The sequence below is a fragment of the Mesorhizobium sp. M0052 genome, from assembly GCF_040323255.1.
Taxonomy (GTDB): Bacteria; Pseudomonadota; Alphaproteobacteria; order Rhizobiales; family Rhizobiaceae; genus Mesorhizobium.
This window is the reverse complement of record NZ_JAMYUS010000005.1, coordinates 84,636-109,968: the sequence shown is the minus strand read 5'-3', so window position 1 is coordinate 109,968 and position 25,333 is coordinate 84,636. Positions and strand designations below refer to the sequence as shown.

Sequence of the window (25,333 nt, the reverse complement as noted above, 5' to 3'; positions counted from 1 at the left end):
TTTGGGGGAATACGACATGCGCACATTCTTACTTTCTCTTGCAATGCTTGGGTTTGCCGCCGCGCCGGCAGCAGCACAGTCCATCAGTGGCAGCTACACCGTTGCGGGCACCAATTTCGACGGCTCGAAATATGGCGGCGAAGCCACCATCACACTGACCAGCGAGACCACCTGCACCATCCATTGGGAGACGGGCGGATCATCGTCGGACGGCATCTGCATGCGCAACGACGATGCCTTCTCCGCCGGCTATGTCATGGGCAAGGAAATCGGTCTCGTCGTCTACAAGGTAGAAGATGACGGCTCGCTGCACGGCCTGTGGACCATCGCCGGCAAGAACGGCAGCGGCACCGAGGTGCTGACGCCGAAATGAGCCTGCCGGTCATCGGCCAGCCCTCTCAGGGATTTCTATGGGTCACGGGTGAAAATCCGTGGCCTATTTCTTTGACGTTGCTGTCTTGCCGCCGGCTGCTACAGGCTTGAGCGGTTCACCGTTTCGCCGAAACGTCGAACCGCTTTATTCTTTGTTTTCACGCAATTCCGGACGGAAAACCGTTTCACACTTTTCCTGGAATTGCTCTTGCAAAACCGGTAACGCCCTTGCCTCTTTCCCCAAACATTCGCGGCGCGCTGTGCATGATGGTGGCCATGATCGGCTTCACCCTCAACGACGCCATCACCAAGTTCTCGTCGGAATCGATGAACATGGCGCAGGTCATGCTGGTGCGCGGCGCCTTTGCGTCGCTGCTCGTCGGCCTGCTCGCCTGGCAGCAAGGCGCGCTCGCACGGCCGGGCTCGATGCTGCAGCCGCTGGTGGCGCTTCGCGTGGTCGCCGAGGCCGGCGCCACCGTCGCCTTCCTTGTCGCATTGGCGCATCTGCCGATCGCCAATGTCTCGGCGGTGCTGCAGGCGCTGCCGCTGGCGGTGACGATGGGGGCGGCACTCGTATTCAGCGAAGCGGTCGGCTGGCGGCGCTGGCTGGCGATCGCGGTCGGCTTTGGCGGCGTGCTGATCATCGTGCGGCCAGGCTTCGAAGGCTTCAGCATCTATTCGCTGTACGCACTCGTCAGCGTCGCCTGTTGCGCAGTACGTGACCTCGCCACCAAGCGCATCCCGAGGGCTATCCCGACCTTGCTGGTGTCGACGGCAACGGCAATCGCCATGACCATCGTTGGCGCCGTGCTGCTGTCGCCGATGGGTGGCTGGACGCCGATGTCCGGCAAAGGCACGGCACTTTTGGCATTGGCGGCGGTGCTGGTGCTGATCGGCTACCAGTTCATCATCATGGCAATGCGGGCCGGCGACATCTCCTTCATTGCGCCATTCCGCTACACCGCCCTCTTTTGGTCGATGCTGCTTGGCCTCATCATCTTCGGCGATGTCCCCGACCTGCCGATGATCGTTGGCTCCGCCATCATCATCGGCTCCGGCCTCTACGCGCTCTATCGCGAACGGGTCGTCGGCCGGCAGAAGCCGGCGGCCGAAAGCGCTGGACCCGACATGGCGCCGGACGGCATATAGGTTGGCCATGAGCCAAGACATTGCAGGAATTATCCTGGCCGGAGGCCTGTCACGGCGCATGGGCGGCGGCGACAAGACTTTGCTAGCGCTTGGCGAGCGTCCGCTTCTCGACCATGTCGTTGCCCGCCTGGCGCCGCAGGTCGGATCGCTGGCGCTCAGCGCCAATAGTGACCCGGCGCGCTTCGCCGCGGCCGGTCTTCCGGTTCTCGCCGATGCGGTGGAAGGCTATGCCGGACCGCTGGCCGGAATTCTCACCGGCCTCGAATGGGCGGCAGCGAATACCGCTTTCAAGGCATTGGCGACGGCCGCCGGCGACACGCCGTTCCTGCCGGTGGACCTGGTCGAGAGGCTGGCTGCGGCTGTTGACGAGCGACCAGGCTCCATCGCTGTTGCCAGTTCCGGCGGCAGGCGGCATCCGACCTTTGCGCTGTGGCCGCTCGGGCTGCGTGAGGCCTTGCGCCATTTCCTGATCGACGAGGACAACAGGCGCGTCTCCGCCTTCATCGAGCGGCACGACTGTGTCGAAGTGGAATTTCCGTTGCTGACCCACGGCAGTGACGAGATCGACCCGTTCTTCAACATCAACACACCGCACGACCTTGCGGTGGCCGAGCGTCTGTTGCAGAGCATCGGCCCATGAACATCTTCGGCATCACCGGCTGGAAGAATTCCGGCAAGACCACACTGACCGAGAAGCTGGTCACAGAGCTCGTCCGGCGCGGCTGGACGGTGTCGACGGTCAAACACGCCCATCATGAGTTCGACATCGACAAGCCTGGCGCCGACAGCTTTCGCCACCGCCAGGCGGGCGCCACCGAGGTCGCGGTGGTGTCGGGCAAACGCTGGGCGCTGATGCATGAATTGCGCGGTGAGGAGGAGCCGACGCTGGAGGCGGTCCTGTCGCGGCTGGCCCTATGCGACATCGTGCTGGTCGAAGGCTACAAGCGCGAGGCGCACAAAAAGATCGAGACCCGGCGCCTCGATGCCAAGGACCGTTCGCCGCTGTCGGCGAACGACGGACATATCGTGGCGATCGCCGCAGACTTCGCGGTTGCCGGCGAAAGCCTGCCTGTGTTCGATCTCGACGACACGGGAGGGATAGCCGACTTCATCGAGCGCATGACCGGCCTCAAACCTTGAGGCCTCTGCCCGAGCCCGGTTCAGCCGCCCTCTTCAGCCGTTGCATTGTCTGAGCGCGTCGCGCCGAACGGCCTCATGCGACGCGCTTCAGGTTGTTTTATTTATGCATGTCGTTGTCCCAAAACCGCTGCACACTTTTGGGCGACATGCATTAACCCGGCGTCAGCATTGGCTGGACCCGCAAATCCCGCAAGCAACGGTTTTACAGTTGCTTTTCTCCCGAAAACAGTGGGAGTATCGCGCCAGCGGGCGGTCAAAAGCACCGCCCCACAGAGCCGTTCCGGAACGACGGCCGGGAGCCATAAAGAGAGGACTATCATGCGTATTGCACTGCGTATCGCGCTCGCCGCATCGGCTGCGCTGCTGACGCTCGGCGTCGCCCAGGCTCAGGAAACGACCCTGAGAATCGGCACCGAAGGCGCCTACCCTCCATTCAACAACCTGACCTCCGACGGCCAGCTCGTGGGCTTCGACATCGACATCGCCAAGGCGCTCTGCGACGAGATGAAGGTCAAGTGCACCTTCGTCGCCCAGGATTGGGACGGCATCATTCCGGCCCTGCAGGCCGGCAAGTTCGACGCCATCGTCGCCTCGATGTCGATCACGCCGGAGCGCGCCGAGAAGGTCGACTTCACCCACAAATACTACAACACGCCGTCGGCGATCGCGGTACCCAAGGATTCGACCCTCAAGGGCGTGACCAAGGAAGACCTGGCCGGCAAGACCATCGGCGTCGCAACCACCACGACGCATTTCAATTATGCCTCGAAAACCTATACGGACAGCACGGTCAAGGGCTATCCGAGCAGCCCCGAAGAGCAGGCTGATCTCGCCAATGGCCGTCTCGACGCGATCGAGGACGATATCGTCGTGTTGCAACAGTTCCTGGATTCGCCTGATGGCGCCTGCTGCAAGATTCTCGGCCAGCCTTCGCCGCAGCCGGTCGATATCTTTGGACCGGGCGCCGGCATCGCCGTGCGCAAGGGCGAGACGGATCTGGTCAACAAGTTGAACAGCGCCATCGACGCAATCCGCGCCAACGGAAAGTACAAGGAAATCAACGACAAGTACTTCAAGTTCGACGTCTTCGGCGCCGAGTCCTGATCGTCTGAAACAAGGCGGCAGGGGAAATTTCCTGCTGCCGCCTTGGCCTGACAGAAGTGGAGACAAGACCCGTCAATGCCAAGCCAGAACATATGGATACTTCTCACTTGGGGACCCGATGGCTGGATTGACGATATTGCCTATGGCGCACTGGTCACCATTGCGCTCGCGCTGGCGACACTGCCGATCGGCCTGACGATCGGCTTTTTCGTCGCCTGGGCAAAACAATCCGAAGAGCCGTCGCTTCGCGTGGCTGCCAACATCTACACCACGGTGTTTCGCGGACTGCCGGAACTGGTGACGCTTTTCCTGTTCTTCTTCGGCATGCCGATCCTCTTGCAGTATGTCATCCGTCTGTTCAGGCCGGAAGCGACGGTCGATGTCGACAGCTTCCTCGCCGGCATGATCGTGCTGTCGCTGATCTTTTCGTCGTATTCCAGCGAAGTCTTCCTGTCGGCCTTTCGCGCCATTCCGAAGGGCCAGTATGAGGGCGGCTATGCGATCGGGCTGTCGAAATGGCAGACGATGCGCAAGGTGATCCTGCCGCAGCTGCTGCGCATCGCCTTCCCCGGCCTTGAGAATTGCTGGCTGAGCCTGCTCAAGGACACGGCCCTGGTGTCGGTCGTCAATCTGGCTGAAACCTTGCGCAACGCCGGCGTGGCGGCCCGTGTCACCAAACATTCCTTCCTGTTCTACAGCGTCGCGGCGATGGTGTTCCTTATCCTTGCCATCCTGTCGTCGATCGCCACCGGCTTCATCCTGCGTTCGCTCGGGAGGAGGGAGGCACGATGAGCGTCGTGACGCGCGCCGCCGTCGGCATCGAGAAGCCACCACCACGGGCGCGAGGCTGGCCGCGGGCCCGTATCGTCGGCTACGCGCTGGTCGGCTTCTGGATCCTGTTCGGCATCGGCATCGCCGTCTATCTGGTTTACGCTTGGAATGGCGAATTCTTCGCCAGATACGCGCCGGCCTATCTGCAGGGCTTGGGAACCACGCTTGCGCTGGTGGCCATCTCGATGGTGCTCGGCGCGCTTTTTTCGCTGCCCGTCACCTATGCCCGCATGTCGAAGAACCGCTATCTGTCCGTCCTGGCCTATTGCTACGTCTACTTCTTCCGCGGCACGCCGCTGCTGGTCCAGGTCTATCTCGTCTATTACGGCCTGGGCTCATTCCGGGTGCAGCTCGAATCCGTCGGGCTGTGGTGGTTCTTCCGCGACGCCTTCAATTGCGGTGTGTTCGCCTTCGCGCTCAACACCGCCGCCTACCAGGCCGAAATCCTGCGCGGCGCCATCGAGAGTGTTCCGAGGGGCCAATGGGAGGGCGCTGCTTCGCTCGGCCTGCACAAGCTGCAGACGCTGCGCAAGGTCATCCTGCCGCAAGCGTTTATCGTGGCGCTCCGACCCTACGGCAACGAGCTCGTCTTGATGATCAAGGCCTCTGCCATCGTTGCCATCATCACCGTCTATGATTTGATGGGCAACGCGAAGCTCGCCTACGCCAAGTCCTTCGACTTCCAGGCCTATGTCTGGGTCGCCATCGTCTATCTGGTGATGGTCGAGATCCTGCGCCACGGCGTCGAATGGATCGAGCGACGGATCACCATTCATCTGATCCGCTGAGCGGTCGGCTGTACCAGTCGATCGGCTCATGCGCGTCTTGACGAATTGTGTGCAGTGCCTAGAGCTTGCGCTGACAATTTCGCTTTCATCTGAAGGGCAAACCCATGGCATCTGTGGCATTTCTCGGTCTTGGCGTGATGGGCTATCCCATGGCCGGGCACCTCAGGAACAAAGGTGGCCATGAGGTCACCGTCTACAACCGCACCGCAGCGAAAGCCGAGCAATGGGTTGCCCAGCATGGCGGCAAGCTTGCTTTGACGCCGGCAGAGGCCGCAGAGGGCCAGGATTTCGTCTTCTCCTGCGTCGGCAATGACGACGATCTGCGCTCGGTGACGACCGGGGCCGATGGCGCCTTCGCCGCGATAAAAAAAGGCTCCGTTTTCATCGACAACACCACCGCCTCGGCCGAAGTCGCGCGCGAACTGGCCGACGCCGCTGAAAAGGCCGGCTTTTCCTTCCTCGACGCGCCGGTTTCCGGCGGGCAGGCGGGCGCCGAGAACGGCGTGCTGACGGTGATGGTCGGCGGCGAGCAGGCTGCCTTCGACAAGGCCAGGCCGGTCATCGACGCCTTTGCCCGGATGGTCGGGCTGATGGGTCCGTCGGGCGCCGGCCAGCTCACGAAAATGATCAATCAGATCACCATTGCCGGGCTGGTTCAGGGACTGGCCGAAGGCATCCATTTCGGCAAGAAGGCCGGGCTCGACATCGAGAAGGTCATCGAGGTGATTTCCAAGGGCGCTGCCGGGTCCTGGCAGATGGAGAACCGCCACAAGACGATGAATGCCGGTAAATATGATTTCGGCTTTGCCGTCGACTGGATGCGCAAGGATCTCGGCATCTGCCTCGATGAAGCCGACCGCAATGGCGCGAGACTGCCGGTGACCGCCCTTGTCGACCAGTTCTACAAGGATGTGCAGGCGATGGGCGGCAAGCGCTGGGACACCTCGTCCCTGCTGGCGCGCCTGGAAAAATAGGCGTTCGCAATGGCCGAGCTTTCGCCCCAATCGAGCGCCGATGAGATCGTCGCCCATTTGCGCTCGATCGGCTCGGAGGACAATCGCCGCGGTATGCTGCGCTACGGCATCAAGATCGAGCGCGCGCTCGGCATCTCGCATGGCATGCAGCGGCAGATCGCCAAAAAGATCAAGCGCAACCACGAGCGTGCTTTCGAGCTTTGGCAGACCGGCATCATGGAGGCGCAGTTCATCGCTTCCGTCACGGCCGACCCGAAGCGCTTCTCAGCCGCGGATGCACGACAATGGGCCGCGTCCTTCGATTCCTGGGATATCGTCGACGGCGTCTCCGATCTCTTCGTCGACACGGACGCCTGGAAGGAGCTGATTGAAGAGTTCGCGGCGGACGAGCGCGAGTTCGTTCGACGCACGGCCTTTGCGATGATGGCGTGGTCCGTCGTGCACCGGAAGCAGGAGCCGGTGGCGACTTTCCTCGGCTTCCTGCCGATCATCGAAGCGCATGCCGCCGACAGCCGCAATTTCGTGAAGAAGGCGGCAAACTGGGCGCTTCGTTCGATCGGCAAGCGATCGTTGGAGATGCACGGTGCTGCCCTTGCCGTGGCCGAACGGCTGGCCCAGTAGACCGACAAGACGGCTCGCTGGATTGGCAAGGACGCCGTACGGGAACTCACCAATGCCAAGATCATCGAGCGGATCGCCCCCAGAAAAGGCTGACCTGGCCAACGTCCGGTTCACCGAGGTGACGCGGCAGACGCGCGCCGATTTCGAAGGCCTCTTCGAAGCGCAAGGGCGTCCGAAGTATTGCTGGTGCATGGCCTGGCGGCCCCTGCCCGGCCGCCGCGAGCATGTTCAGCACGCCGAGTTGAAACGGGCCATGATGGCGCTTGTCGAGGCCGGCACGCCGGTCGGAATCTTGGCCCAGATTGACGGCAAGACCGTCGGCTGGTGCTCGGTCGCGCCGCGCCAGACATATCGGAAGCTGACGTCGCAATAGGACGATGACGAGACCGGCATCTGGTCGATCGTCTGCTTCTATGTGCCAAGGGCGCTGCGCGGCGGCGGGCTGGCGGCCGCGCTGCTTGACGCTGCCATAGATCACGCCTTTGCCAAGGGCGCCGGCGTGATCGAGGCCTACCCGGTCGGCGAGGCATCGCCGAGCTACCGTTTCATGGGGTTTCGCGACATGTTCATCGCTCGCGGGTTCCATGAGGTCGGCATGGCCGGCTCTCGCAGACATGTGATGCGGCTCGAGCGTTGACGCGATCGGCCGCGGCGTCTTTACTCCTGCACAAAGGAAGCGGCCGATGAGCAGTCCTCTCAAATCGACCTTGGCGCTTGCAGCCGCGTTGTTGGTGTTCACCGCTACCAACGCCTCAGGCCAAACCGCGCACATCTTCTGGAAAGATCTGCGTCCTGCGACGCAGGCGGTGGCCGAAGATGCCGGCCTGCCGATGATTGCGGCAAAACTGCCCGATCGTGGCGAGACATTGTCGCTCAACCTGCAAGACAAGATAGTACAATTAGCCGGCTACGCATTGCCGGTCGACCGTGATGGCGATCTCGTCTACCAATTCCTGCTGGTGCCGTGGACAGGCGCTTGCAGCCACATGCCGACGCCGCCGCCCAACCAGATCGTGCTGGTGACGCCGGCCCGTCCCTACAAGATGTCGCAGTCCTATGAGTCGGTTGCCGTGACCGGCGCCTTGCGGCCCGGCTTGGAGAAGAGCCAGTTGTTCATTCTCGACGGCGTCAGCATCATCCAGTCCGGCTACACCGTACGCAAAGCCGATGTGGTGGCAGTCGACACGGTGCCGGACACGATCACGCTGCCGGTCAACTCGCCCTGGAGTTTCCTCAACAAAAAGAAAGACTAAGCGCCGCCTGCTGTGCAGCGTCACCGCCCAGTCACGGACAACCGCGCTCAGGCCGCGTTGGCGCCGGATTCCTTGTCCAGCAGCATGTAGTCGAGCGGCATTTCGGTCGTGTACTTGATCTGCTCCATGGCGAAGGACGACGATACGTCGCGGATCTCGATCTTGGCGATCAGCCGCTTGTAGAAGGCGTCATACGCGGCGATGTCGGGCACCACGACGCGCAGGAGATAGTCGACGTCGCCGCTCATGCGGTAGAATTCGACCACTTCGGGAAATTCCTGGATGACTTCCGAGAAACGCCGCAGCCATTCATGGCTGTGCGAATTGGTGCGGATCGACACGAAGGCGGTGACGCGCACATTGACCTTTTCGTGGTCGAGGATGGCGACGCGCCGCTTGATGACGCCCTCTTCCTCCAGCTTCTGGATGCGGCGCCAGCACGGCGTCGTCGACAGGCCGACTTTCTTGGCGACATCGGCAACCGCGAGCGTCGCGTCCTCCTGCAGGAGGCGGAGAATTTTTCTGTCGAGGCGATCCATTAAGGTGCTCCTGGTGCAGGCCGCGTTCCCTCGGGCGCGACGCGCTTTGGGAATAGATTGGCTATACTCCCTCTTATTTCGACCTTTCACAAGAAAGAAATTCTGCCGGATGGCACAAAAGCGAGTGATATCTTGCTTAAAGTCTAATCTATGCGATAGCGGATTTCCGATCTCAGAAACGGCAGCAAATCCATTTCAAACCATGGATTCTGCTTCAGCCATCCTGAGTTGCGCCATGACGGGTGTGGCAGCGGCAGCACTTTCAGGCTGGCCGGCGCATCCCAGATGGTGCGCCAGTCCTTCACGGTTTCGGTCAGCGACGGCCGGCGCGTGGCGCCCATATGCCAGGATTGCGCGTAGGAGCCGATTGTCAAGACGAGGTCGATCTGCGGCATCAGCGCCATCAGCGGCGCGCGCCAGGCCAGCGCGCATTCTCGGCGCGGCGGCAGGTCGCCGCCCTTTGCGTCCTGGCCGGGGAAGCAGAACCCCATCGGCACGATGGCGAATTTTTCCGTGTCGTAGAATTCCTCGCTGGTTACGCCCAGCCAGCTTCGCAAGCGGTCGCCGGACGCGTCGGTGAACGGCATGCCGGACGAATGCACCTTTGTGCCTGGCGCCTGGCCGGCGAGCAGGATGCGGGCGCTGGATGATGGCAGCAGCACCGGGCGCGGCTCGTGCGGCAGTGGCCTGCCGACTGGAGTGTCGACGCAGATGCGGCAGGCGCGGACCTTTGCCGTCAGGCGTTCGAGTTCCGCCTCCATCAGGCGGAAGCGCTCGGGCGACTGGAGACGGCACTGTACCAGCGCAGCACGTTTGTGCACTCGTCCGGCACTTTGATGCGCGCCGGTTTCATGAAATCCATGGCGATCATGCCGGTGATATCGGCGATCGAATAGGCGTCGCCGGCGGCGAATTCGCGGTTTGCCAGTTCGGGGTCGAGCAGTTTCAGGAATTCAACCGCTTTCGCCTTGTTGGCCTCGCCCCATTCGGGGATCTGCGGAATTTCCCATTCCTTCATCGCCGGATGGATGTGGCGAAAAGCCTGGGCGACGCAGCTGAGCAGATTGAACTCCATGCGCCTTTGCCACATCTCGACCTTGGCCTTGCCGAGCGCGCCTTGCCCGAACAGCGCCGGTTCGGGATGCAGTTCCTCGAAATAGCGGCAGATGGCGACGGATTCGGTGAGAATGGTGCCGTCGTCGAGCTCGAGCACCGGCAGCCGCTGCAGCGGGTTGCGCGACCTGACCGGTTCCTGCTTGTGCCCCATCGCACCCATGTCGACCGGCACCAGCGGCACTGCGATGCCCTTCTCGGCGAGGAAAACCCGTACTCGCCGCGGGTTGGGGGCGCGGCCGCCGTCGAACAGTTTCATGCTTATCCTCCCGATCTGGTCCTTCAACTATAGTGCTCGTCACCAGAAGCGAAACATCTCTCGCAAGGCATCACCGACCGAAGCCAGCGTGCCGTGCTTTCTTTCGAGCGGGCCGTCGTGGTGGCTTTCGCGCCACTCTTGCGGCGCATCGAAAGTGCCGGCCCAGATGCCAACCTTGCCGGCGCGGGCAATGGCCTGCTCGGCGTCGAAATCGCCATAGGCAATGGCCCAGCCGGCCTCAACCTGGGCCCGGTTGAGATCCTTGCCACCGGCCTTACAATCGCCGAGCAGGCGGCCGTAGCGGTCGCGCTGCCAGCCGCTGCAGGTCACCGGATTGCCTGATATCAGCCGCACCAGCGCCTGGCGTGCCAGCCTGCCGCAAGCGTAGTCTGCGCCATCCCTACGGCAGATCTGCTGGTATTCCGGAGCGTCGATGCCGCGCATGCGGATACGTTCGGTGCCAAGGGTGAGTGAATCGCCATCGTTGACGATCGCCGCCCCTTGCGCCTTGCGCGTCTCGAAACGGTCGAGGCGTGCGGCGAGCAGGATCAGCAGGCCGAGCAGAATGACCGTCAGCGCGTAATCCAGCAGCTTGCGCCACAGGCTTCGCGGCGGCGGCGGATGGTATCGCCGGCGCGGCCTTGGCGACCACGAACGGCTCATATGGCAAACAGTCTCTTAATCATTCGAACGTAGCTTAACGAATTGAGATCGCTGCGCGCATAAATCGAAGTTTCCATGCCTCTGCTACGCTCGAACACAGCGGATAAATTCATTGTGGACCGCCGGAAACCGCACCGCAACAGCGATGTGGCGCGCGCGGTGCGCAAGACGCGCGACCGTCTTTCGCAGCAGGTCGGCAATCTCGACTTCGACCGCGAGCTGCTGAAGCTGCATGCCGGGACCATGGTGCGCGGCGCAGCCATCATCCCACTGCTGGTGTTGGCGTTCGCGGCGGCCGGGCTGCTGGCCGGTGTGGACAAACAGATCAGCGTCTGGGCGCTGTTCACCCTGATCTGCTATTCGATCGTCGCCTTCATGGCGCGCCGCGTCGAGCGCACCGAAGCCGCCGAGCTCAATCCTGTTCGCACCCGCAGGGAATTCCTGATCGGACATTCGCTGTGCGGCCTCGGCTGGGCGTGGTTCGCATGGCTCGGCTGCGCCACCTGCCAGATCGACCAGTTCCAGGCCGCCAAGGCGGTGGTGCTGCTGCTGGCCATGGCGGCGACCGCTATCATGGCGTCGTCCTTGCGTGGCTCTCTGCTTGCCACCTTCGTCGTTCCGGTGGCGGTCTATGCCTATGCTGAAACGAAATTTTGGGTGCCGGTCGGGACGATCATGGTCGCCCTGCTGGTCGCGGCATTGCCGTTCTTTGCCTATATCGCGCGCCATCTCAACCGCTCGTCGCTGATACTTCTGTCCTTCCGCTCCGAAAAGGACGCGCTGCTCGCCGAGGTGGAGACAGCGAAATCGATGTCGGACGAAGCTCGTCGGCGGGCCGAAGACGCCAATCTGGCGAAGTCGCGCTTCCTTGCTTCTATGAGCCATGAGCTGAGGACGCCCCTCAACGCCATTCTCGGTTTTTCCGAGGTGATGGCCAATGAGGTGCTCGGGCCGATGAGCAACCCGACCTATCGCGACTACGCCCGCGACGTGCACGATTCCGGCCAGCATCTGCTCGACCTGATCAACGAAATCCTCGATCTGTCGCGCATCGAGGCCGGCCGCTATCAGCTCAACGAAGAGCCGGTGATGCTGCTCAACATCGCCGAAGATTGCTGCCACATGATGGAATTGAAGGCGCGCAACAAGGACATCCGCATCGTCCAGGATTTCGAAAGTGCCCTGCCGCGGCTGTTCGCCGACGAGCGCGCGGTGCGGCAGATCACGCTCAACCTCCTGTCCAATGCCATCAAATTCACCGCCACCGGCGGCGAAGTTCGCGTGCGCGTCGGCTGGACGGCGGGCGGCGGCCAGTACATTTCGGTCAAGGACAATGGGCCGGGCATACCGGAAGACGAAATCCCGATCGTGCTGTCGGCCTTCGGCCAGGGCTCGATCGCCATCAAGAGCGCCGAACAGGGCACCGGGCTCGGACTGCCGATTGTGCAGGGCCTGCTCGCCATGCATGGCGGCGAATTCGAACTTCAGTCGAAATTGCGCGAAGGCACCGAGGCAATCGCCATCTTCCCGCTCGCCCGAGTGATGGAGGAACTGCCGGCGCTGCCGACAAAGGCGGTCGCGGCGGCTCGCCGACGCTGACAGCTTGTTCTAGGCTTTGACCGCCGCCGCCATGCCCGAACTGGTAAGCGCCGCCGCCTTGACCAGACCGGCGGCAAGGGCGGCCCCTACCCCTTCGCCATGGCTGATGCCGAGATCGAACAGCGGCCTGAGGCCGAGCCGCTCGGCGGCAAGCCTTTGGCCGGGCTCCGGTGACAGACTGGCCAGCAGGCAATGGTCGAGCGCACCTGGGTTGGCGGCATGCAGCACGGCAGCGGCGGCGGTCGCGGCGAAGCCGTCGAGCAGCACCGGGATTTTTTGCATCCGGGCGGCGAGGATGGCGCCGGCAATGGCCGCAAACTCGCGGCCCCCGACCCGGCGCAGTGCTTCCAACGGGTCCTTCAGAGCCGCACCATGGAAGGCGACGGCTGCATCGGCTGCATCAGCCTTGCGCGCCTGCATGGCCGCGTCGGCACCGGAGCCGGGGCCGACCCAGTCGGCTCCGCTGCCGCCGAACAGGGCCACGCACAAGGCCGCCGCAACGGTGGAGTTGCCGACGCCGAGATCGCCGAGGCAAATCAGATCGGCGCCACCGGCGATGGCTTCCATCCCGAAGGCCATGGTGGCGGCGCAGCCGCGTTCGTCGAGGGCGGCGTCCTCGGTGATGTCGGCGGTCGCAATGTGCAGCGCCAGATCGAACACCTTGAGGCCAAGATTGTTGGCGACGCAGATCTGGTTGATTGCCGCACCGCCGGCAGCGCACAGCTCAACGGCGTTTGCGGTCGCAGCGACAGGGCGCGGCGAGATGCCGTGGCGGGTCACGCCATGGTTGCCGGCGAAGATCGCCATCAGGGGCCGGTTCACCGCCGGCGGGGCGCGCCCGCTCCAGGCAGCAAGCCAGGCGGCGATGTCCTCGATGCGGCCAAGCGAGGCTTTCGGCTTGTCGGCCTTGGAAAACACGGTGCGCACCCTGTTTTGCGCGACTGTATCGGCAGCCGGCAGGCTCGCCAGCAGATTGCGAAAATCGTCGAAGGGCAGCGCGCTGGTCATGTCGGTCCTGATCATCCCCTGTGGTTGATCAGCGGCATAACCGCCTTGCCCGGCCGGCACAACTCCCCTCGACATTGGCGCGAAAGCGGTTGCCCGCGCCGCATTCCGAAGGGCTTGCATTGGCTTTGCCGTTGCACCATGTGGAGATGGAACGAGGGATTCCGGACGGAACCTGCAAGAGAAAGTCATGACGGCCATCGAATCCCCGTGCATCCTGGTCTGTTCGATCGACATGAAAACCGGCTTCTGCTTCGGCTGTGGCCGCACGCGTGATGAAATCGGCGCCTGGATGGGCATGACGCCGGAGCTACGCCGCAGCGTCATGGCCGAGTTGCCGGCCCGATTGGAAACGGTCGAGCGCCGGCCGCGCCGGGAAACACGCCGCAGCCGCATGGCGCGCGAGCGCGGCGTCCTCTCTTGAAACGGCAGGTCCAATGAACCGACTGTTCTGGATGGTGATGGCGGCAATCGGCCTCGGGCTGGTGCTGCTTATGATCAACAACGACGCCGGCAGCACGTTCGGCATCGAGAATTACGATTTCAGCCGTCTGGTCTGGCTGGGGGCGATCGGCTTGCTCGTCAGCGCCGGCCTTGTCCGGTCCGGCAGGCCGCTCGGCGTCATGGCCCGCAATCTCGGCACGTGGGCCCTGATCGTGCTGGCGCTCGTCGCCGGCTACCAGTACCGCTACGAGTTGCAGGATTTCGCCAGCCGGGTGACGGCGGGCCTCGTTCCCGGCAGCCCGCTGGCGCTCGGCGTCGAGGACGGCCATGCCACCGTGACCCTGGACAAGGCCGACAGCGGCCATTTCGAGGCCCGCATCACGATCAACGGCGCGCCGATCCGCACCGTCGTCGATACCGGCGCGACCAGTACAGTGCTCACCGCCGAAGACGCGGAGGCGGCCGGCTTCAATCCGGCAGCGCTGAGCTTCACCGTCCCGGTCTCGACCGCCAATGGCATGGCACGCGCCGCTTCGGTGCGCACCGACGAACTGGCGATCGGCGGCATCGTGCGCAAGAACATGCAGGTGATGGTCGCCGCGCCCGGCGCGCTCAGCCAGAGCCTGCTCGGCATGAACTTCATCGGTTCCCTGTCGGGTTTCGACGTGCGCGGCGACCGGATGATTCTGCGCGACTGAACTGCCTAAGCGGCCTTTTCAACACGGTCGAAATCGACGGCAGCGAACGCTGCCTTCAGCACATCCGGTCCGGCGCCGGGTTTCGTCGCGTCGGTGGACAGTATCTGCCGGAAGCGGCGCGCGCCCGGCAGGCCGTGGAACAGCCCGACCATGTGGCGGGTGACGTGGCCGAGCCGCCCGCCCTGCTCGATATGCCGCGCGGCGTAGTCGGCCATCGTGTCGATCAGCGCGGCAAAATCGTAGGCGCCGGCCTTGTCGCCGTAGAATGCCGCGTCGACGCCGGCCAGGATGCCTGGCGTGTGGTAGGCGGCGCGGCCAAGCATGGCGCCATCGACATGATCGAGGTGGCGAGCCGCCTCTTCGAGCGATTGAACGCCGCCATTGATGCCAATGAATTTGTTCGATTTTCTAGCCTTGAGGCGATAGACCCTGTCATAGTCGAGCGGCGGGATGTCGCGATTTTCCTTCGGGCTCAGACCCTCCAGCCAAGCCTTGCGCGCATGCACCCACAGCGCGTCGGCGCCGGCCGCGAAAACGCCGTCGGCCAGCGCGTCGAGCGCGGGCTCCGGATCCTGCTCGTCGACGCCGATGCGGCATTTGACCGTCACCGGGATTTTCACCGCCGCCTTCATCGCCGCCACACAATTGGCGACGAGGTCAGGCACTTTCATCAGGCAGGCGCCGAACGTGCCGGACTGGACGCGGTCGGACGGACAGCCGACATTGAGATTGATCTCGTCGTAACCGAAGCCCTCGCCGATGCGCGCCGCCTCAGCCAGCTTTTGCGCATCGGAGCCACCGAGTTGCAGTGCCACCGGATGTTCGGTCTCGTCAAAACCAAGCAGCCGCTCGCGCGTACCATGGATGACGGCGTCCGCCACCACCATTTCGGTGTAGAGCAGCGCACGCCGCGTCAACTGGCGGTGGAAGAACCGGCAATGCCGGTCGGTCCAATCCATCATAGGCGCAACGGAAATCCTATGGTCTTGATTTATCACGCTTTTTCTCGTATTTTCAGGGCCTTAAAACGTGCACACGTTCGCCGTTTGTACGACACGATATCCGTCAGTTTTCGCATTTTGTACCCCTCCCTGTGCACACAGCGTGCACGAAAAAGAGACCACCCATGGCATCCATCAACAAGTTGGCTTCCGGCAAGTGGCGTGTGCAGGTTCGCTGCAAGGGCCACTACCTCAGCACCAGCTTCTCGTTCCGCAAGGACGCCGAGATGTGGGCGCGCCGAATTGAGCGAGAAATCGACCTGGGTCAGAAGCCTGCTCCCAAGCACAAGGACGGGATCAAAACGGTCTCCGACCTGATCGACCTGCATATCGCCGATATGACGGAAGTTGGCAAGTTGATCGGGCGTTCGAAGGCATTCAGCCTGGACCTGCTACGAGCCAGGCTCGGAAGGCTCAACATCGCGGATCTCAGTCGCGAACAGGTCATAAAGTTCGGCAAGGAACGAGCCGAGGAAGGCGCCGGACCTGTCACCGTTGGAATAGACATCGGATACATCCGGACATTGCTGGTGCACGGCGCGGCTGTGCATGGACTGCCTTATTCAGCGGAGCCGGTGGAACTTGGTCGTGTCGCCCTCGCCCGCTTGGGTCTTGTTGGCAAGGGCAACGAACGCGATCGGCGACCGACACTTGGCGAGATAGAGGCCCTGATCCGGTACTTCAGAGAAAACAACTTCCAGATTATCCCCGTCGACAAGATCATCCGCTTTGCGATCGCCACCGCCATGCGGCTCGGGGAAATCTGCAACGCCACGTGGGAGGACCTGAACGACCGCAACAACACCCTGCTGATACGAGATCGCAAGGACCCACGCCACAAAAAGGGCAATCACATGCGTATCCCGCTCCTCGATGTGAGTGGTTACGACGCCCGCGCGATCCTCGAAGAGCAGCGTTTCTCCACTGAGGGAAAGGGACGCATCTTCCCCTACAATGGGAAGTCGGCCGGAACCGCCTTCCGACGTGCCTGTCATGAACTTGAGATCGAGGATCTGCACTTTCACGACCTGCGTCACGAAGGCACAAGCCGCCTGTTCGAAGCTGGCTTCACCATCGAGCAGGTCGCCATGGTCACCGGGCACAAGGATTGGAAGATGCTCCGCCGGTATACCCACTTGAGGCCGGAGCAACTTCATGTGATCGCGGCGAGGCTTCAACAAACACCGCCACATGCGGAGTTGCGGCAAGCAATCGGTTAATACCACATTGCCAGACATCCGCCGTTGCTGGGAGGACAACGACGAATCCAGGATGGATTGAGCGATGTTGTCACGGGTCGCAAGGATTGGAAGATGTTGCGTTGACATACGCATCTCAGCCGGAAACCCTGCACACGGTCAAGAGCTGCGAGGGCAGCCTAGCCGACCGCCAATAAATTGGCGCTTCCAAAGGAAACCGCAGGCGGCTCCGTGGAAAACGCAGCGATGATCGCCTCGAGCGAGACATTCAATACGCTGGAAAAGGTCCGGCCCTTCTGCCAAATCGCAACGTAGTGATAGAGCGCGGACGGCTCCACTGGCCTTATTCCCAAGTGAAACGCCGCGTACTCACGCGCAATGATCTCATTGGTTATCGAAATGCCTAGGCCAGCCGAGACGTATCCGGCTTCGTGACCGTTGCAATCGAATTCTACCAGTATGTCCGGCTCAACGCCGGCGAAGCGTAAGGCATTGAAGTTCATTTGATGGGCGGCGAACTGGGGATCGATGTCAACGATCGTTTCGCCTGCCAGGTCGTGAGCATCGATACAGGTCTGTTTTGAAAAACGGTGGTCGGGATGAAAGATGCATACGTTTCGTGCCGACCCAAGCGGCGCCCACTCAAACAGATTTGGATCCAAGGGCAGCCTCGAGATTCCGAGTTCGGCACGCCCTGACAGGATGTGCTCGCCGATCTGCTCGTAGCTTCCCGAAAGTGACCGGACATTCGAGGCGGTCTTTGAGTGGATGATCGCCACGACCTTGGGCAAGGTCACGAAACCGAAAACAGAAGGCGCGGCAATCGCAATCCTCTGCTTTTCCTCGTTCTTCATAGCGAAGATCGACGCTTCCAGCCGATCCAGCGACGTCAGGGCAAGTTCCACGTTTCGCAGGAGTTCCCAGGCTTCCTGCAAGGGGACGATGCGGTTGGCTGATCTCTTGAAGAGTGTGATGCCGAGCGTGGTCTCGAGTTGCTTCACATGTTGACTGACGGCCGGCTGGCTTATCCCGAGCGCTGCCGCCGCTCGCCTTGTCGAACCGGCCCGCAACACCTCTCGGAAGACCTTCAGTTGACGGAGCTTCAGGTCGCTCTGCAGCAACTCCATTCCCTGCGCTCCTTTCCCTGATAACGCCACCCGGGAAGGAGATAACGCCAACCTGGGAAGCAACGAACCTCCTCAGTATATAACGGTGCGTTATAGATAAAATAATAAAAATTATAGATTGAGTGCGCAATTTCAAGCGATAGAATGAACTAATATCTCAAATTAACTCCAAATTACCAATATAACAATTCGCAACCTTGGGTTATACGTCTGAGTCCGCGCGACAAAGGGCCGGCGTATCCTGCGGTATTGCGAGTCGAGGAAAGCGCCCCATGGGTGGTTTTACTACTCAGTTTGTTGTCGCACTCACCGTGACCATAAGCCTGGCTCTTGTCAGCGGCTGCCTGGGTACGGCATTCGGGCTGTTTCTGGCCATTTCGAAGGGCACGGCACAGCCGCGCCTCAACAGCGTCGTGACGGCCTACACGACGGTTGTCCGTGGTGTGCCAGAACTTCTCATTATCCTGCTCATCTACTTCGGCGGAACGACCCTTGCCAGCAAGATCGCCGGCCGGTACGTGGAGGTGAACGCATTCACCGCAGGCGTTATCGCGCTCTCGGTCGTCTTCAGCGGCTATGCGACCGAAGTGTTTCGCGGCGCGATTGCGGCGGTACCCGCGGGTCAAACCGAAGCGGCAAAGTCGCTTGGGCTGAACGCCTGGCAGCGCTGGGTGTTCATCATCGGACCGCAGATGCTGCGGCTGGCGCTGCCGGCCTATGGCAATCTCTGGATCTCGCTCTTCAAGGATACCGCGCTGGTCTCCATCGTCGGTCTGACCGACATCATGCGCGTTGCGTATGTGGGGGCCGGATCCTTGCGCGCACCATTGACCTTTTACCTTGCCGCCGCCGCTCTCTACCTCTCGCTGACCACCGTCACGCTGCTGTCGATCCGGCTGGCTGAGCGACGTTATCCGGCCCTCGGCCGGTAGGAGGGAGCGACCATGAACCTCGGCCTGATGTTTGACGCACTGGTTGTCCTGCCTTCCGGTGTTGGTCTCACATTGACCCTGACGGTCTTGTCACTGACTGCCGGATTTCTTCTGTCCGTGCCGCTGGCCTTCATCCGCGCGTTCGGACGTCCCGGCCTCTCGCTCTCGGTGCTGGCATACACCTATGTCATACGCGGCACGCCGATGCTGGTTCAACTCTTCCTGCTCTATTATGGCCTCGCTCAGATCGAGGCGGTGCGAGCCAGCATCTTCTGGGTCATCCTGCGCGATCCTTTCTGGTGCGCCCTTTTGACATTCTCGCTGAACAGCGCGGCACACACCACCGAGATCCTGTGCCGGGGTCTCCAGTCCGTACCTAAGGGTGTCACCGAGGCGGCCACGTCTCTCGGCTTGAAACGCTTGCAGATCGCTCGCCTGGTCACCTTCCCGATCGCTTTCAGGATTTCGCTTCCGGCTTATGGGAACGAGATCGTCGGGATGATCAAGGGTTCGTCCCTGGCGAGCACCGTTACGCTGCTCGAAATCACCGGCATGGCGAGACAGATGGTTTCGACGACGTTCGCGCCCTACGAGATCTTCATCGTCGCCGGAGCGATCTATCTATCGCTGACATCGATTTCCGTAAAGGCGATCCAATTCCTGGAACGGCGGCTGTCGACGGACGGCCATCCGGTGCGTCGACGAAAGGCGCGATTGCGCCCCGCCCTACCTGACCCAGAGATCACGACGCCCCTGCCCTGACCTGCGGGTTTTTGGCAGCCCTTCCTATCCAAACCAACGAAGAGGTGCATCATGCGCATACCCCTGGCTATTGCTGTTTCTATCGCATCCCTGATGTCGGCATTCCCGGCGAGCGCCGAAAGCGAGCGCGTCATTTCGATCGCCTCCGAAGGCGCCTCGCCGCCTTGGGACAGCACCGACGCGAACGGTCAACTCTACGGTTACGATATCGATGTTGGACAGGAGCTGTGCCGTCGCATCGAGATCAAATGTACCTTTGTCCCGCAGGATTGGGACGGGATCATCCCGGCACTGCTTGTCGGCAAGTTCGACGTCATCATGTCCGGCATGGCGATCACGGAAAAGCGCAAGCAGAAGATCGCATTCTCCGTTCCCTACGCCACCGGCTTCAACCAGTTCGTTGTGCGCAAGAACCTGGGTCTCGATCCTGGCGACATCAAGCAGAAGGTCAACCTCTCGACTATCGGGGACAAGGAGAAGGCGACCATTGAACGCCTCAGATCGACACTCGCCGGCAAGGCGATCGGGGCCCTGCGCTCGTCAAATTCGGAAGCGGTCGTGAAGGAAATGCTGGGCGATGTCGTGACCATCCGCAGTTATGACAGCCAGGACAACATGAAGCTCGATCTTGCCGCGGGTCGCATCGACGGCGGTCTCGCCGACTACTTCACCTGGCGGGATTTCCTGGAGACGCCTTCCGGTTCGGATGTGGTGTTTTTCGGCCCTGAACTGAATGGCGGGCTCTGGGGGCCGGGCGTCGGCGCAGGTCTGCGCAAAGACGATACGGAGTTGCTCGCCAGGTTCAACGCGGCCATCGACGCGGCCACCAAGGATGGGACGATCAAGGCGCTGAGCCTGAAATGGTTCAAAAGCGATATCTCGCCTGCAGTCGCGCAATAGGCAGCAACCGACTTCGACATTGACGTGGCGCCGGCCGGAATGCCAGCGCCCTCCCCTCCTTCAAGGCGAGCCCCATGAAAGACCAGTTCTGCGCGGTCGTTACCGGCCAATCCCTGATCAAGCACGATATCCGTGACATCAAAGACGAACGCTTCATCGCGGTTACGGACTTCCTGCGACAAGGCGACGTCGTCTTCACCAACTTCGAGTCGACGATCCTGGGCAAGCACGGCGGGTGGCCGACCAAGGGCAAATACTTCGGATATTCCAGGGCTGAAGTGCTCGACGCATTGCAGGCGAACGGTTTCAACGCGCTTGCGCTCGCAAACAACCACGCCTTCGATCTCGGCGTTGGCGGCATCCTGTCGACGCTGGAGGAGGTGGAAGCGCGGGGCTTCCTCCATGCCGGCATCGGGGCCGACGAGACGGATGCGAGGAAACCGGGCCGCCGCCAGCTGGGCGCGCGCGAGGTCGCACTTCTTGCGATGGATGCAGGCCCTGGCCCGACCAACATGTATGCCGAAGACCGTACGGCCTTCCGGCCGGCTCGGCCGGGCGTCAATCGCCTGAGCACCGTTCGCAAGATGGGGGTGCCGGACGGACATTTCAGCAGACTGGCAAGGCTGGGCGCCCATTTGCAAAGCTCCCCGTTTGAACTGGCCAACTATGCGCAACCGGAGGACCCGGTAGAGGTGGCAGCCGGCAAGGAGATCAATTTCTACGGCACCGTGTTCACGCAAGCCGCCGATTTCGGCCGCCTCATCGAAGTCGACCAGCAGAGCGCAGCCATCCATCTGTCCGCCATCCGGCACGCCGCGGCACAAGGCGATTTCGTCATTGCCTATCTGCACCACCATCATTGGGAACCAGGTTGGCAGAACGTGCCGCGCTGGGTGCAGGTCTTTGCCAGGATGTGCATCGACGCCGGCGCCAACCTGTTCGTCAGCCACGGTGCTCCGGTGCTGCAGGCAGTGGAAATCTACAATGGCTCGCCGATCTTCTACGGCCTCGGAAATTTCCTTTTCCACGTCCACCCGAAGGAAACCGAATGGGATCCACCGGAAGTCTGGCAAAGCATCGTCGCGGCCTGCCGCTATGATGGGAGCGGAAACCTCGCAGGAATAGACCTCCTGCCCGTCGTGATCGGCGCGAAAGCTCAGTCTCTCGGATCAGCAACGGGCAGATTGGTACCCGTCGCCGTCGCTGGAAGCGCGGCGCGAGACATCCTCGAGGGATTCGCGACCCGATCGCGGGCGTTCGGCGTCGAAATCGAAGTGTCCCCGACTTGCGGCCGCATCGCCCTGCCCGCTGCACGAAAATTCGGCTGACGGCCCGACCGACCGCTCACACCGTCTTGCATTCCGCCGGCGGGGACTCGCCGCCCGTCTCGCTATCTGCCTTTGTGTCTAGCTGGGCCAGTTCTTCTCCTAACGCCGCGATCAGGGACGAGACGCGACCGCGCACACGCGGCGGAAGTTTCACTAGCCCTTCAATCAGTCGCCGACCCTCCGCGCTGGCAATGAAATCCAGGCGCTCATCGACCGGCAGGGGCCGCGCCTCGACGCGGGTTTCATCGTTTCCCGGCAGGCCTTCAAAGAAGCGGCCGACAGGAACGCCGAGCGAACTGGCGATCTCGTAGAGCATCGACGCGCTCACGCGATTGCGCGCGTTCTCGTATTTCTGCAGCTGCTGGAAACTGATGCCGATGGATCGGGCAAGCTGGGCTTGCGATACGTCCGATTGGACGCGAACCGTCGCAATCTGCCTGCCGACATGCTGATCGGCGGGATGCGGGTCGCTTTCGATCTTCGGCTTCGGCCCCGTCCGAAGGAGGACTGAGCGTTGCGGTTTCAACAAGGCCTTTCGATCCTCCATTAGTCAGCCGGACAGAGAGTCTGTCGCCACGCGCCGGGCTCTCCGCACCGATGTGATCTGCAGGTCGACTCGCCATTTTATATACCTTATGGGGTGCAAAATGACCCTATTGGTGGCAAAGAAAATCTGCCTGCCGATTGTGGCCTCATGGTCAGTCCACGACAGATTCGAGCCGCACGAGCTTTGCTTGGTTGGTCGCAGCAGGAGCTTGCGGACAAGGCAATCGTGTCGCTGAACGCTCTGACCCGGTTGGAAAACGGCAAGGTAGATTCCCGGATCAGCACTTTGCAGGCCATTGAGGCGGCCCTGATAAAGGCGGGTGTCGAATTCTTATCCGCTGGTCAAAAGGGTGAAGGTGTTCGGCTCTTAGATCCTCAGGCTTGAATGTCCCGTTGGCGGAAGGACAGGTTCTCGCAGCTGCAACCGCCACAACTACCCTCCGGCGGGTGACGAGAGGCAAAGTCGTGGTATTGTCGGAATCAGCCATGATCCGAGTTTCCTGAAGCTTGGTTGTGGTCAGGCTGGGATGACTCCCCGACGCACGTCCTCAGCCGAGTCCAAATGTGAGCCCCTGCTCCTATGAAACTTTGGAAGCAGAAAAACTATGTGAGCGATTTCATATCACATGAGCCATAAGTGATCAACTTGAAATTAGATGATATGAAAGAAATTATGGGCGCCCAGATCAGAGGAGCGCGAGGATTAATACGTTGGAGTGCCGAAGATTTGGCCGATGCGGCGAGCGTGGGAGTAGCCACAGTTAGGCGCGCAGAAGCTGCGGATGGCGTCCCTCCAATCACAATAGCAAATCGGAATGCGATCCGTGGTGCCCTGGAAAGGGCGGGCATCGAGTTCATTTCGGAAAACGGCGGTGGCGCTGGCGTGCGCTTGGCCAAACGGCAATAGCGAACAACGCGCAGCTTCGAGCGATCGTCTAAATCTCATCGCCGACGTCCCGCTTGCTTTTTGCACTAGGTGCGGCCATCCGCACAGGTGACATTGAACGACTGAAAAGGGGCCGAAAGGGGACTGTCAGCTTCTAAGCACGAATTTTCACAAGCGGACTTTCATGCCGCAATGGAATCGACCTGACAGGGCGCAATCCAAGCCCTAGCCAGGGAACAGGAATGCCGAGGCAGGATCGAAGAAAATGCGTTGACCCGGTGCGATGGCGCTGTCCGCTTCCTCTGCATCGGAGGTTGGCCTGACGTCGATATCTTCTCCGGCCGCCGTGCGCGCCACGATGCGCCGGCGGTCGCCGAAGAAGGCGGTATCGACGATCTCGACGCCGAGTGCTGCGCTCGCTGGCCCGGGCGTCAGGCGGAAGGCTTCGGGGCGTACCATCAGGCGCACCTTTTGACCTTGACCAAAGGATGTTGTCGTCTTTACGCCGGTCACGATCGAGCCGTCGGCCAGGCGGACCGTCGACGCGCTACCTGCGGTTAGCAGATGCTCGGCCGGCAGGAAATTCGAGTTGCCGATGAAGCCGGCGACAAACTCGCTCGCCGGCCGGAGGTAAAGATCCTCACCGGTGCCGATCTGTTCGATACGGCCTTCCCTGAACAGAGCGATGCGATCCGAAAGATGCAGCGCCTCCTCCTGGTCATGCGTGACATAGAGGATCGTGACGCCTGTCTCGCGGTGGATGCGGCGGATCTCGGCCTGGATCTCCTGGCGCAACTTCTTGTCGAGTGCCGACAGCGGTTCGTCCATCAAGAGGATCGGTGGGTCGTAGGCCAGCGCGCGTGCAAGCGCCACGCGCTGCTGCTGGCCGCCAGACAGCGCGCCCGGATGGCGGTCGGCGAAGTTTTCGAGGCGCACCAGCGCCAGCATGTCGGCAACCTTGCGCTTGACCTCACCGTCGGGCCGGCGGCGCACGCGCAGCGGAAAGGCGACGTTCTCGGCGACGCTCAGATGCGGAAAAAGGGTGTAGCGCTGGAACACCATACCGATGTTGCGCTTGTGCGACGGCACCGAAAGCAGCGATCTGTCCTCCAGGAGCACATCGCCCGAGCTCGGATCCTGGAAACCGGCGATGGCGTACAGCGTGGTCGACTTGCCGGAGCCCGACGGGCCGAGGAACGTCAGGAACTCGCCCTTGGGCACATCGACGGTGACGTCGTGGACGGCGACGAAGGCACCGAACGTCTTTCTTACTGCGCGTATGGACAGGAAGGGAGGGATCATCTGGTCAATTTTCTGCGAAGGAGTGCGGTCACGATCATCAGGCACAAGGTCAAGCCGACAAGCAGGCTGGAGGCGGCGGCGACGACCGGGCTGAGGTCGGCGCGCAGGCTGCCCCAGATTTTCACCGGCAAGGTTTGCAAGCTCGGGCTCGCCATGAAGATCGCCACCACGACCTCGTCCCATGAGGCCAGGAAAGAGAAGATCGCCGCCGAGAAGATGCCGATCCTGATCGACGGCAAGGTGATCCTAAGCCTCGCCTGCAGCGGGCTGGCGCCGCAGACGATGGCCGCGTCCTCGATGGATTTGTCAAAACCCTCGAGCGCGGCCGTGATCGGAATGATGGCGAAAGGCAGCGCCAAGATGGTGTGGGCGATGACGAAGCCGACCGTGGTGCCGGCAAGGCCGATGCGCAGGAAGAAGGCGTAGATGGCGATGGCGAAAACGACCACCGGCAGCACCATCGGCGTCAACAGCAAGCCGCGCAGGACCTGGCGTCCGCGAAACTCACCCCTGACCAGGCTGAAGGAGGCGAACAGGCCGATGATGACGGCGAGGATAGCGGCCATGGCGGCAATTCGGGCACTGGTCAGAGCGGCATCGATCCAGGTCGGGTCGCCCAGCAATTGCTGATACCATTTCAGCGTCCAGCCGGGTGGCGGAAAGGCCAGCCAGCGCGACGAGCCGAATGACAGGAGCACGATGAAGACCACCGGCAGCAGCAGGAAAGCCGTGACGGCCGCCGTGAAGCCGCCAAGCACCATCCGCAGCCATCCGAGCCGTTCATAGTCGAGCAGCATG

The 25,333-nt window shown here is 61.9% G+C and carries 31 protein-coding genes and 1 pseudogene; 22 read left to right on the top strand and 10 right to left on the bottom strand.

Annotated features, from left to right (window positions below; genetic code table 11):
* The first annotated feature begins 16 nt into the window (after positions 1-16).
* From NKJ77_RS08010 to NKJ77_RS07955, 12 genes and pseudogenes are all read left to right on the top strand, one after another.
* Positions 17-373 carry a hypothetical protein gene (locus tag NKJ77_RS08010; protein ID WP_023832161.1) on the top strand — a complete coding sequence of 119 codons (357 nt, stop codon included), beginning with the start codon at positions 17-19 and terminating at the stop codon, positions 371-373.
* Positions 374-600: 227 nt separating this feature from the next.
* The gene (locus tag NKJ77_RS08005) at positions 601-1,521 is read left to right on the top strand and encodes a DMT family transporter (RefSeq protein ID WP_023832160.1); all 921 of its coding nucleotides are present in this window, start codon (positions 601-603) and stop codon (positions 1,519-1,521) included.
* A gap of 7 nt (positions 1,522-1,528) precedes the next feature.
* On the top strand, positions 1,529-2,161 hold the full coding sequence (mobA, locus tag NKJ77_RS08000; RefSeq protein WP_023706846.1) for a molybdenum cofactor guanylyltransferase MobA: 633 nt from the start codon (positions 1,529-1,531) through the stop codon (positions 2,159-2,161).
* Positions 2,158-2,661, top strand: coding sequence for a molybdopterin-guanine dinucleotide biosynthesis protein B (gene mobB, locus NKJ77_RS07995; protein ID WP_023832159.1), 504 nt, complete (start codon positions 2,158-2,160; stop codon positions 2,659-2,661). The genes mobA and mobB overlap by 4 nt, the downstream gene beginning before the upstream one ends.
* Before the next feature lie 318 nt (positions 2,662-2,979).
* Positions 2,980-3,765, top strand: a complete 786-nt coding sequence (locus tag NKJ77_RS07990) for an ABC transporter substrate-binding protein (protein ID WP_023688509.1) — start codon at positions 2,980-2,982, stop codon at positions 3,763-3,765.
* A gap of 75 nt (positions 3,766-3,840) precedes the next feature.
* Positions 3,841-4,557, top strand: a complete 717-nt coding sequence (locus NKJ77_RS07985; RefSeq protein ID WP_023669007.1) for an ABC transporter permease — start codon at positions 3,841-3,843, stop codon at positions 4,555-4,557.
* Complete coding sequence (locus tag NKJ77_RS07980) at positions 4,554-5,384, top strand: ABC transporter permease (protein WP_023832158.1); 831 nt, start codon at positions 4,554-4,556, stop codon at positions 5,382-5,384. Before NKJ77_RS07985 ends, NKJ77_RS07980 begins: the two co-directional genes overlap by 4 nt.
* A gap of 104 nt (positions 5,385-5,488) precedes the next feature.
* Complete coding sequence (locus NKJ77_RS07975) at positions 5,489-6,358, top strand: NAD(P)-dependent oxidoreductase (RefSeq protein ID WP_023755279.1); 870 nt, start codon at positions 5,489-5,491, stop codon at positions 6,356-6,358.
* A gap of 9 nt (positions 6,359-6,367) precedes the next feature.
* Positions 6,368-7,072 (top strand): annotated as a pseudogene (locus tag NKJ77_RS07970) (DNA alkylation repair protein).
* The gene (locus NKJ77_RS07965) at positions 7,032-7,352 is read left to right on the top strand and encodes a hypothetical protein (protein ID WP_245266171.1); all 321 of its coding nucleotides are present in this window, start codon (positions 7,032-7,034) and stop codon (positions 7,350-7,352) included. Before NKJ77_RS07970 ends, NKJ77_RS07965 begins: the two are co-directional and overlap by 41 nt.
* Positions 7,353-7,370: 18 nt before the next feature.
* Complete coding sequence (locus NKJ77_RS07960; protein WP_280791736.1) at positions 7,371-7,616, top strand: GNAT family N-acetyltransferase; 246 nt, start codon at positions 7,371-7,373, stop codon at positions 7,614-7,616.
* A 46-nt stretch (positions 7,617-7,662) separates the two neighbouring features.
* On the top strand, positions 7,663-8,232 hold the full coding sequence (locus NKJ77_RS07955; protein ID WP_352534790.1) for a DUF3299 domain-containing protein: 570 nt from the start codon (positions 7,663-7,665) through the stop codon (positions 8,230-8,232).
* A 47-nt stretch (positions 8,233-8,279) separates the two neighbouring features.
* Here NKJ77_RS07955 and NKJ77_RS07950 read toward each other — a convergent pair whose 3' ends face one another.
* The 4 genes from NKJ77_RS07950 to NKJ77_RS07935 form a co-directional block, all read right to left on the bottom strand.
* Positions 8,280-8,771 (bottom strand): Lrp/AsnC family transcriptional regulator, encoded by a 492-nt coding sequence (locus tag NKJ77_RS07950; protein WP_023832156.1) that lies wholly within the window; start codon positions 8,769-8,771, stop codon positions 8,280-8,282.
* A gap of 143 nt (positions 8,772-8,914) precedes the next feature.
* On the bottom strand, positions 8,915-9,532 hold the full coding sequence (locus NKJ77_RS07945) for a uracil-DNA glycosylase family protein (RefSeq protein ID WP_023708350.1): 618 nt from the start codon (positions 9,530-9,532) through the stop codon (positions 8,915-8,917).
* Positions 9,532-10,143 carry a glutathione S-transferase gene (locus NKJ77_RS07940; protein WP_023708349.1) on the bottom strand — a complete coding sequence of 204 codons (612 nt, stop codon included), beginning with the start codon at positions 10,141-10,143 and terminating at the stop codon, positions 9,532-9,534. Before NKJ77_RS07940 ends, NKJ77_RS07945 begins: the two co-directional genes overlap by 1 nt.
* A 39-nt stretch (positions 10,144-10,182) precedes the next feature.
* Positions 10,183-10,806: a thermonuclease family protein gene (locus tag NKJ77_RS07935; protein ID WP_023832155.1), complete on the bottom strand. Its 624-nt coding sequence runs from the start codon at positions 10,804-10,806 to the stop codon at positions 10,183-10,185.
* Between the two features lie 75 nt (positions 10,807-10,881).
* Between NKJ77_RS07935 and NKJ77_RS07930 the strand changes: the two genes are divergently transcribed.
* Entirely contained in the window at positions 10,882-12,405 is a 1,524-nt protein-coding gene (locus NKJ77_RS07930) for a sensor histidine kinase (protein ID WP_023832154.1), read from the top strand.
* A 9-nt stretch (positions 12,406-12,414) separates the two neighbouring features.
* On the opposite strand, the gene NKJ77_RS07925 is transcribed toward NKJ77_RS07930, so the two are convergent.
* The gene (locus NKJ77_RS07925) at positions 12,415-13,413 is read right to left on the bottom strand and encodes a nicotinate-nucleotide--dimethylbenzimidazole phosphoribosyltransferase (protein ID WP_352534787.1); all 999 of its coding nucleotides are present in this window, start codon (positions 13,411-13,413) and stop codon (positions 12,415-12,417) included.
* Between the two features lie 187 nt (positions 13,414-13,600).
* On the opposite strand from NKJ77_RS07925, the gene NKJ77_RS07920 reads away from it, so the two are divergent.
* Positions 13,601-13,834: a DUF1289 domain-containing protein gene (locus NKJ77_RS07920; RefSeq protein ID WP_031195677.1), complete on the top strand. Its 234-nt coding sequence runs from the start codon at positions 13,601-13,603 to the stop codon at positions 13,832-13,834.
* 13 nt (positions 13,835-13,847) lie between these two features.
* On the top strand, positions 13,848-14,552 hold the full coding sequence (locus NKJ77_RS07915; protein ID WP_023832151.1) for a TIGR02281 family clan AA aspartic protease: 705 nt from the start codon (positions 13,848-13,850) through the stop codon (positions 14,550-14,552).
* A gap of 5 nt (positions 14,553-14,557) precedes the next feature.
* On the opposite strand, the gene dusA is transcribed toward NKJ77_RS07915, so the two are convergent.
* A complete protein-coding gene (gene dusA / locus NKJ77_RS07910) occupies positions 14,558-15,550 on the bottom strand; it encodes a tRNA dihydrouridine(20/20a) synthase DusA (protein WP_352534784.1) in 993 nt (330 codons plus the stop codon).
* Between the two features lie 128 nt (positions 15,551-15,678).
* Here dusA and NKJ77_RS07905 point away from each other — a divergent pair, with 128 nt between their 5' ends.
* Complete coding sequence (locus NKJ77_RS07905) at positions 15,679-16,773, top strand: site-specific integrase (RefSeq protein ID WP_023835072.1); 1,095 nt, start codon at positions 15,679-15,681, stop codon at positions 16,771-16,773.
* 158 nt (positions 16,774-16,931) lie between these two features.
* Here NKJ77_RS07905 and NKJ77_RS07900 read toward each other — a convergent pair whose 3' ends face one another.
* Complete coding sequence (locus tag NKJ77_RS07900; RefSeq protein WP_023832148.1) at positions 16,932-17,879, bottom strand: LysR family transcriptional regulator; 948 nt, start codon at positions 17,877-17,879, stop codon at positions 16,932-16,934.
* A gap of 272 nt (positions 17,880-18,151) precedes the next feature.
* On the opposite strand from NKJ77_RS07900, the gene NKJ77_RS07895 reads away from it, so the two are divergent.
* From NKJ77_RS07895 to NKJ77_RS07880, 4 genes are all read left to right on the top strand, one after another.
* Positions 18,152-18,811, top strand: coding sequence for an ABC transporter permease subunit (locus NKJ77_RS07895; RefSeq protein ID WP_023832147.1), 660 nt, complete (start codon positions 18,152-18,154; stop codon positions 18,809-18,811).
* Between the two features lie 12 nt (positions 18,812-18,823).
* Positions 18,824-19,573 carry an ABC transporter permease gene (locus NKJ77_RS07890; RefSeq protein ID WP_023832146.1) on the top strand — a complete coding sequence of 250 codons (750 nt, stop codon included), beginning with the start codon at positions 18,824-18,826 and terminating at the stop codon, positions 19,571-19,573.
* 51 nt (positions 19,574-19,624) lie between these two features.
* Positions 19,625-20,473, top strand: a complete 849-nt coding sequence (locus tag NKJ77_RS07885) for a transporter substrate-binding domain-containing protein (protein WP_023832145.1) — start codon at positions 19,625-19,627, stop codon at positions 20,471-20,473.
* A gap of 74 nt (positions 20,474-20,547) precedes the next feature.
* The gene (locus tag NKJ77_RS07880; RefSeq protein WP_352534780.1) at positions 20,548-21,801 is read left to right on the top strand and encodes a CapA family protein; all 1,254 of its coding nucleotides are present in this window, start codon (positions 20,548-20,550) and stop codon (positions 21,799-21,801) included.
* Positions 21,802-21,817: 16 nt separating this feature from the next.
* Here the strand turns inward: NKJ77_RS07880 and NKJ77_RS07875 are convergent, their stop codons facing one another.
* Positions 21,818-22,330: a helix-turn-helix domain-containing protein gene (locus NKJ77_RS07875; protein WP_245260152.1), complete on the bottom strand. Its 513-nt coding sequence runs from the start codon at positions 22,328-22,330 to the stop codon at positions 21,818-21,820.
* 165 nt (positions 22,331-22,495) lie between these two features.
* On the opposite strand from NKJ77_RS07875, the gene NKJ77_RS07870 reads away from it, so the two are divergent.
* Positions 22,496-22,732, top strand: coding sequence for a helix-turn-helix domain-containing protein (locus NKJ77_RS07870; RefSeq protein ID WP_023716174.1), 237 nt, complete (start codon positions 22,496-22,498; stop codon positions 22,730-22,732).
* A 276-nt stretch (positions 22,733-23,008) separates the two neighbouring features.
* Positions 23,009-23,254, top strand: coding sequence for a hypothetical protein (locus NKJ77_RS07865; protein ID WP_023804518.1), 246 nt, complete (start codon positions 23,009-23,011; stop codon positions 23,252-23,254).
* A 204-nt stretch (positions 23,255-23,458) separates the two neighbouring features.
* Here NKJ77_RS07865 and NKJ77_RS07860 read toward each other — a convergent pair whose 3' ends face one another.
* Together NKJ77_RS07860 and NKJ77_RS07855 are read right to left on the bottom strand one after the other, a co-directional pair.
* Complete coding sequence (locus NKJ77_RS07860; protein WP_352534778.1) at positions 23,459-24,535, bottom strand: ABC transporter ATP-binding protein; 1,077 nt, start codon at positions 24,533-24,535, stop codon at positions 23,459-23,461.
* Entirely contained in the window at positions 24,532-25,332 is an 801-nt protein-coding gene (locus NKJ77_RS07855; RefSeq protein ID WP_023716176.1) for an ABC transporter permease, read from the bottom strand. Before NKJ77_RS07855 ends, NKJ77_RS07860 begins: the two co-directional genes overlap by 4 nt.
* Between the last annotated feature and the right edge of the window lies 1 nt (position 25,333).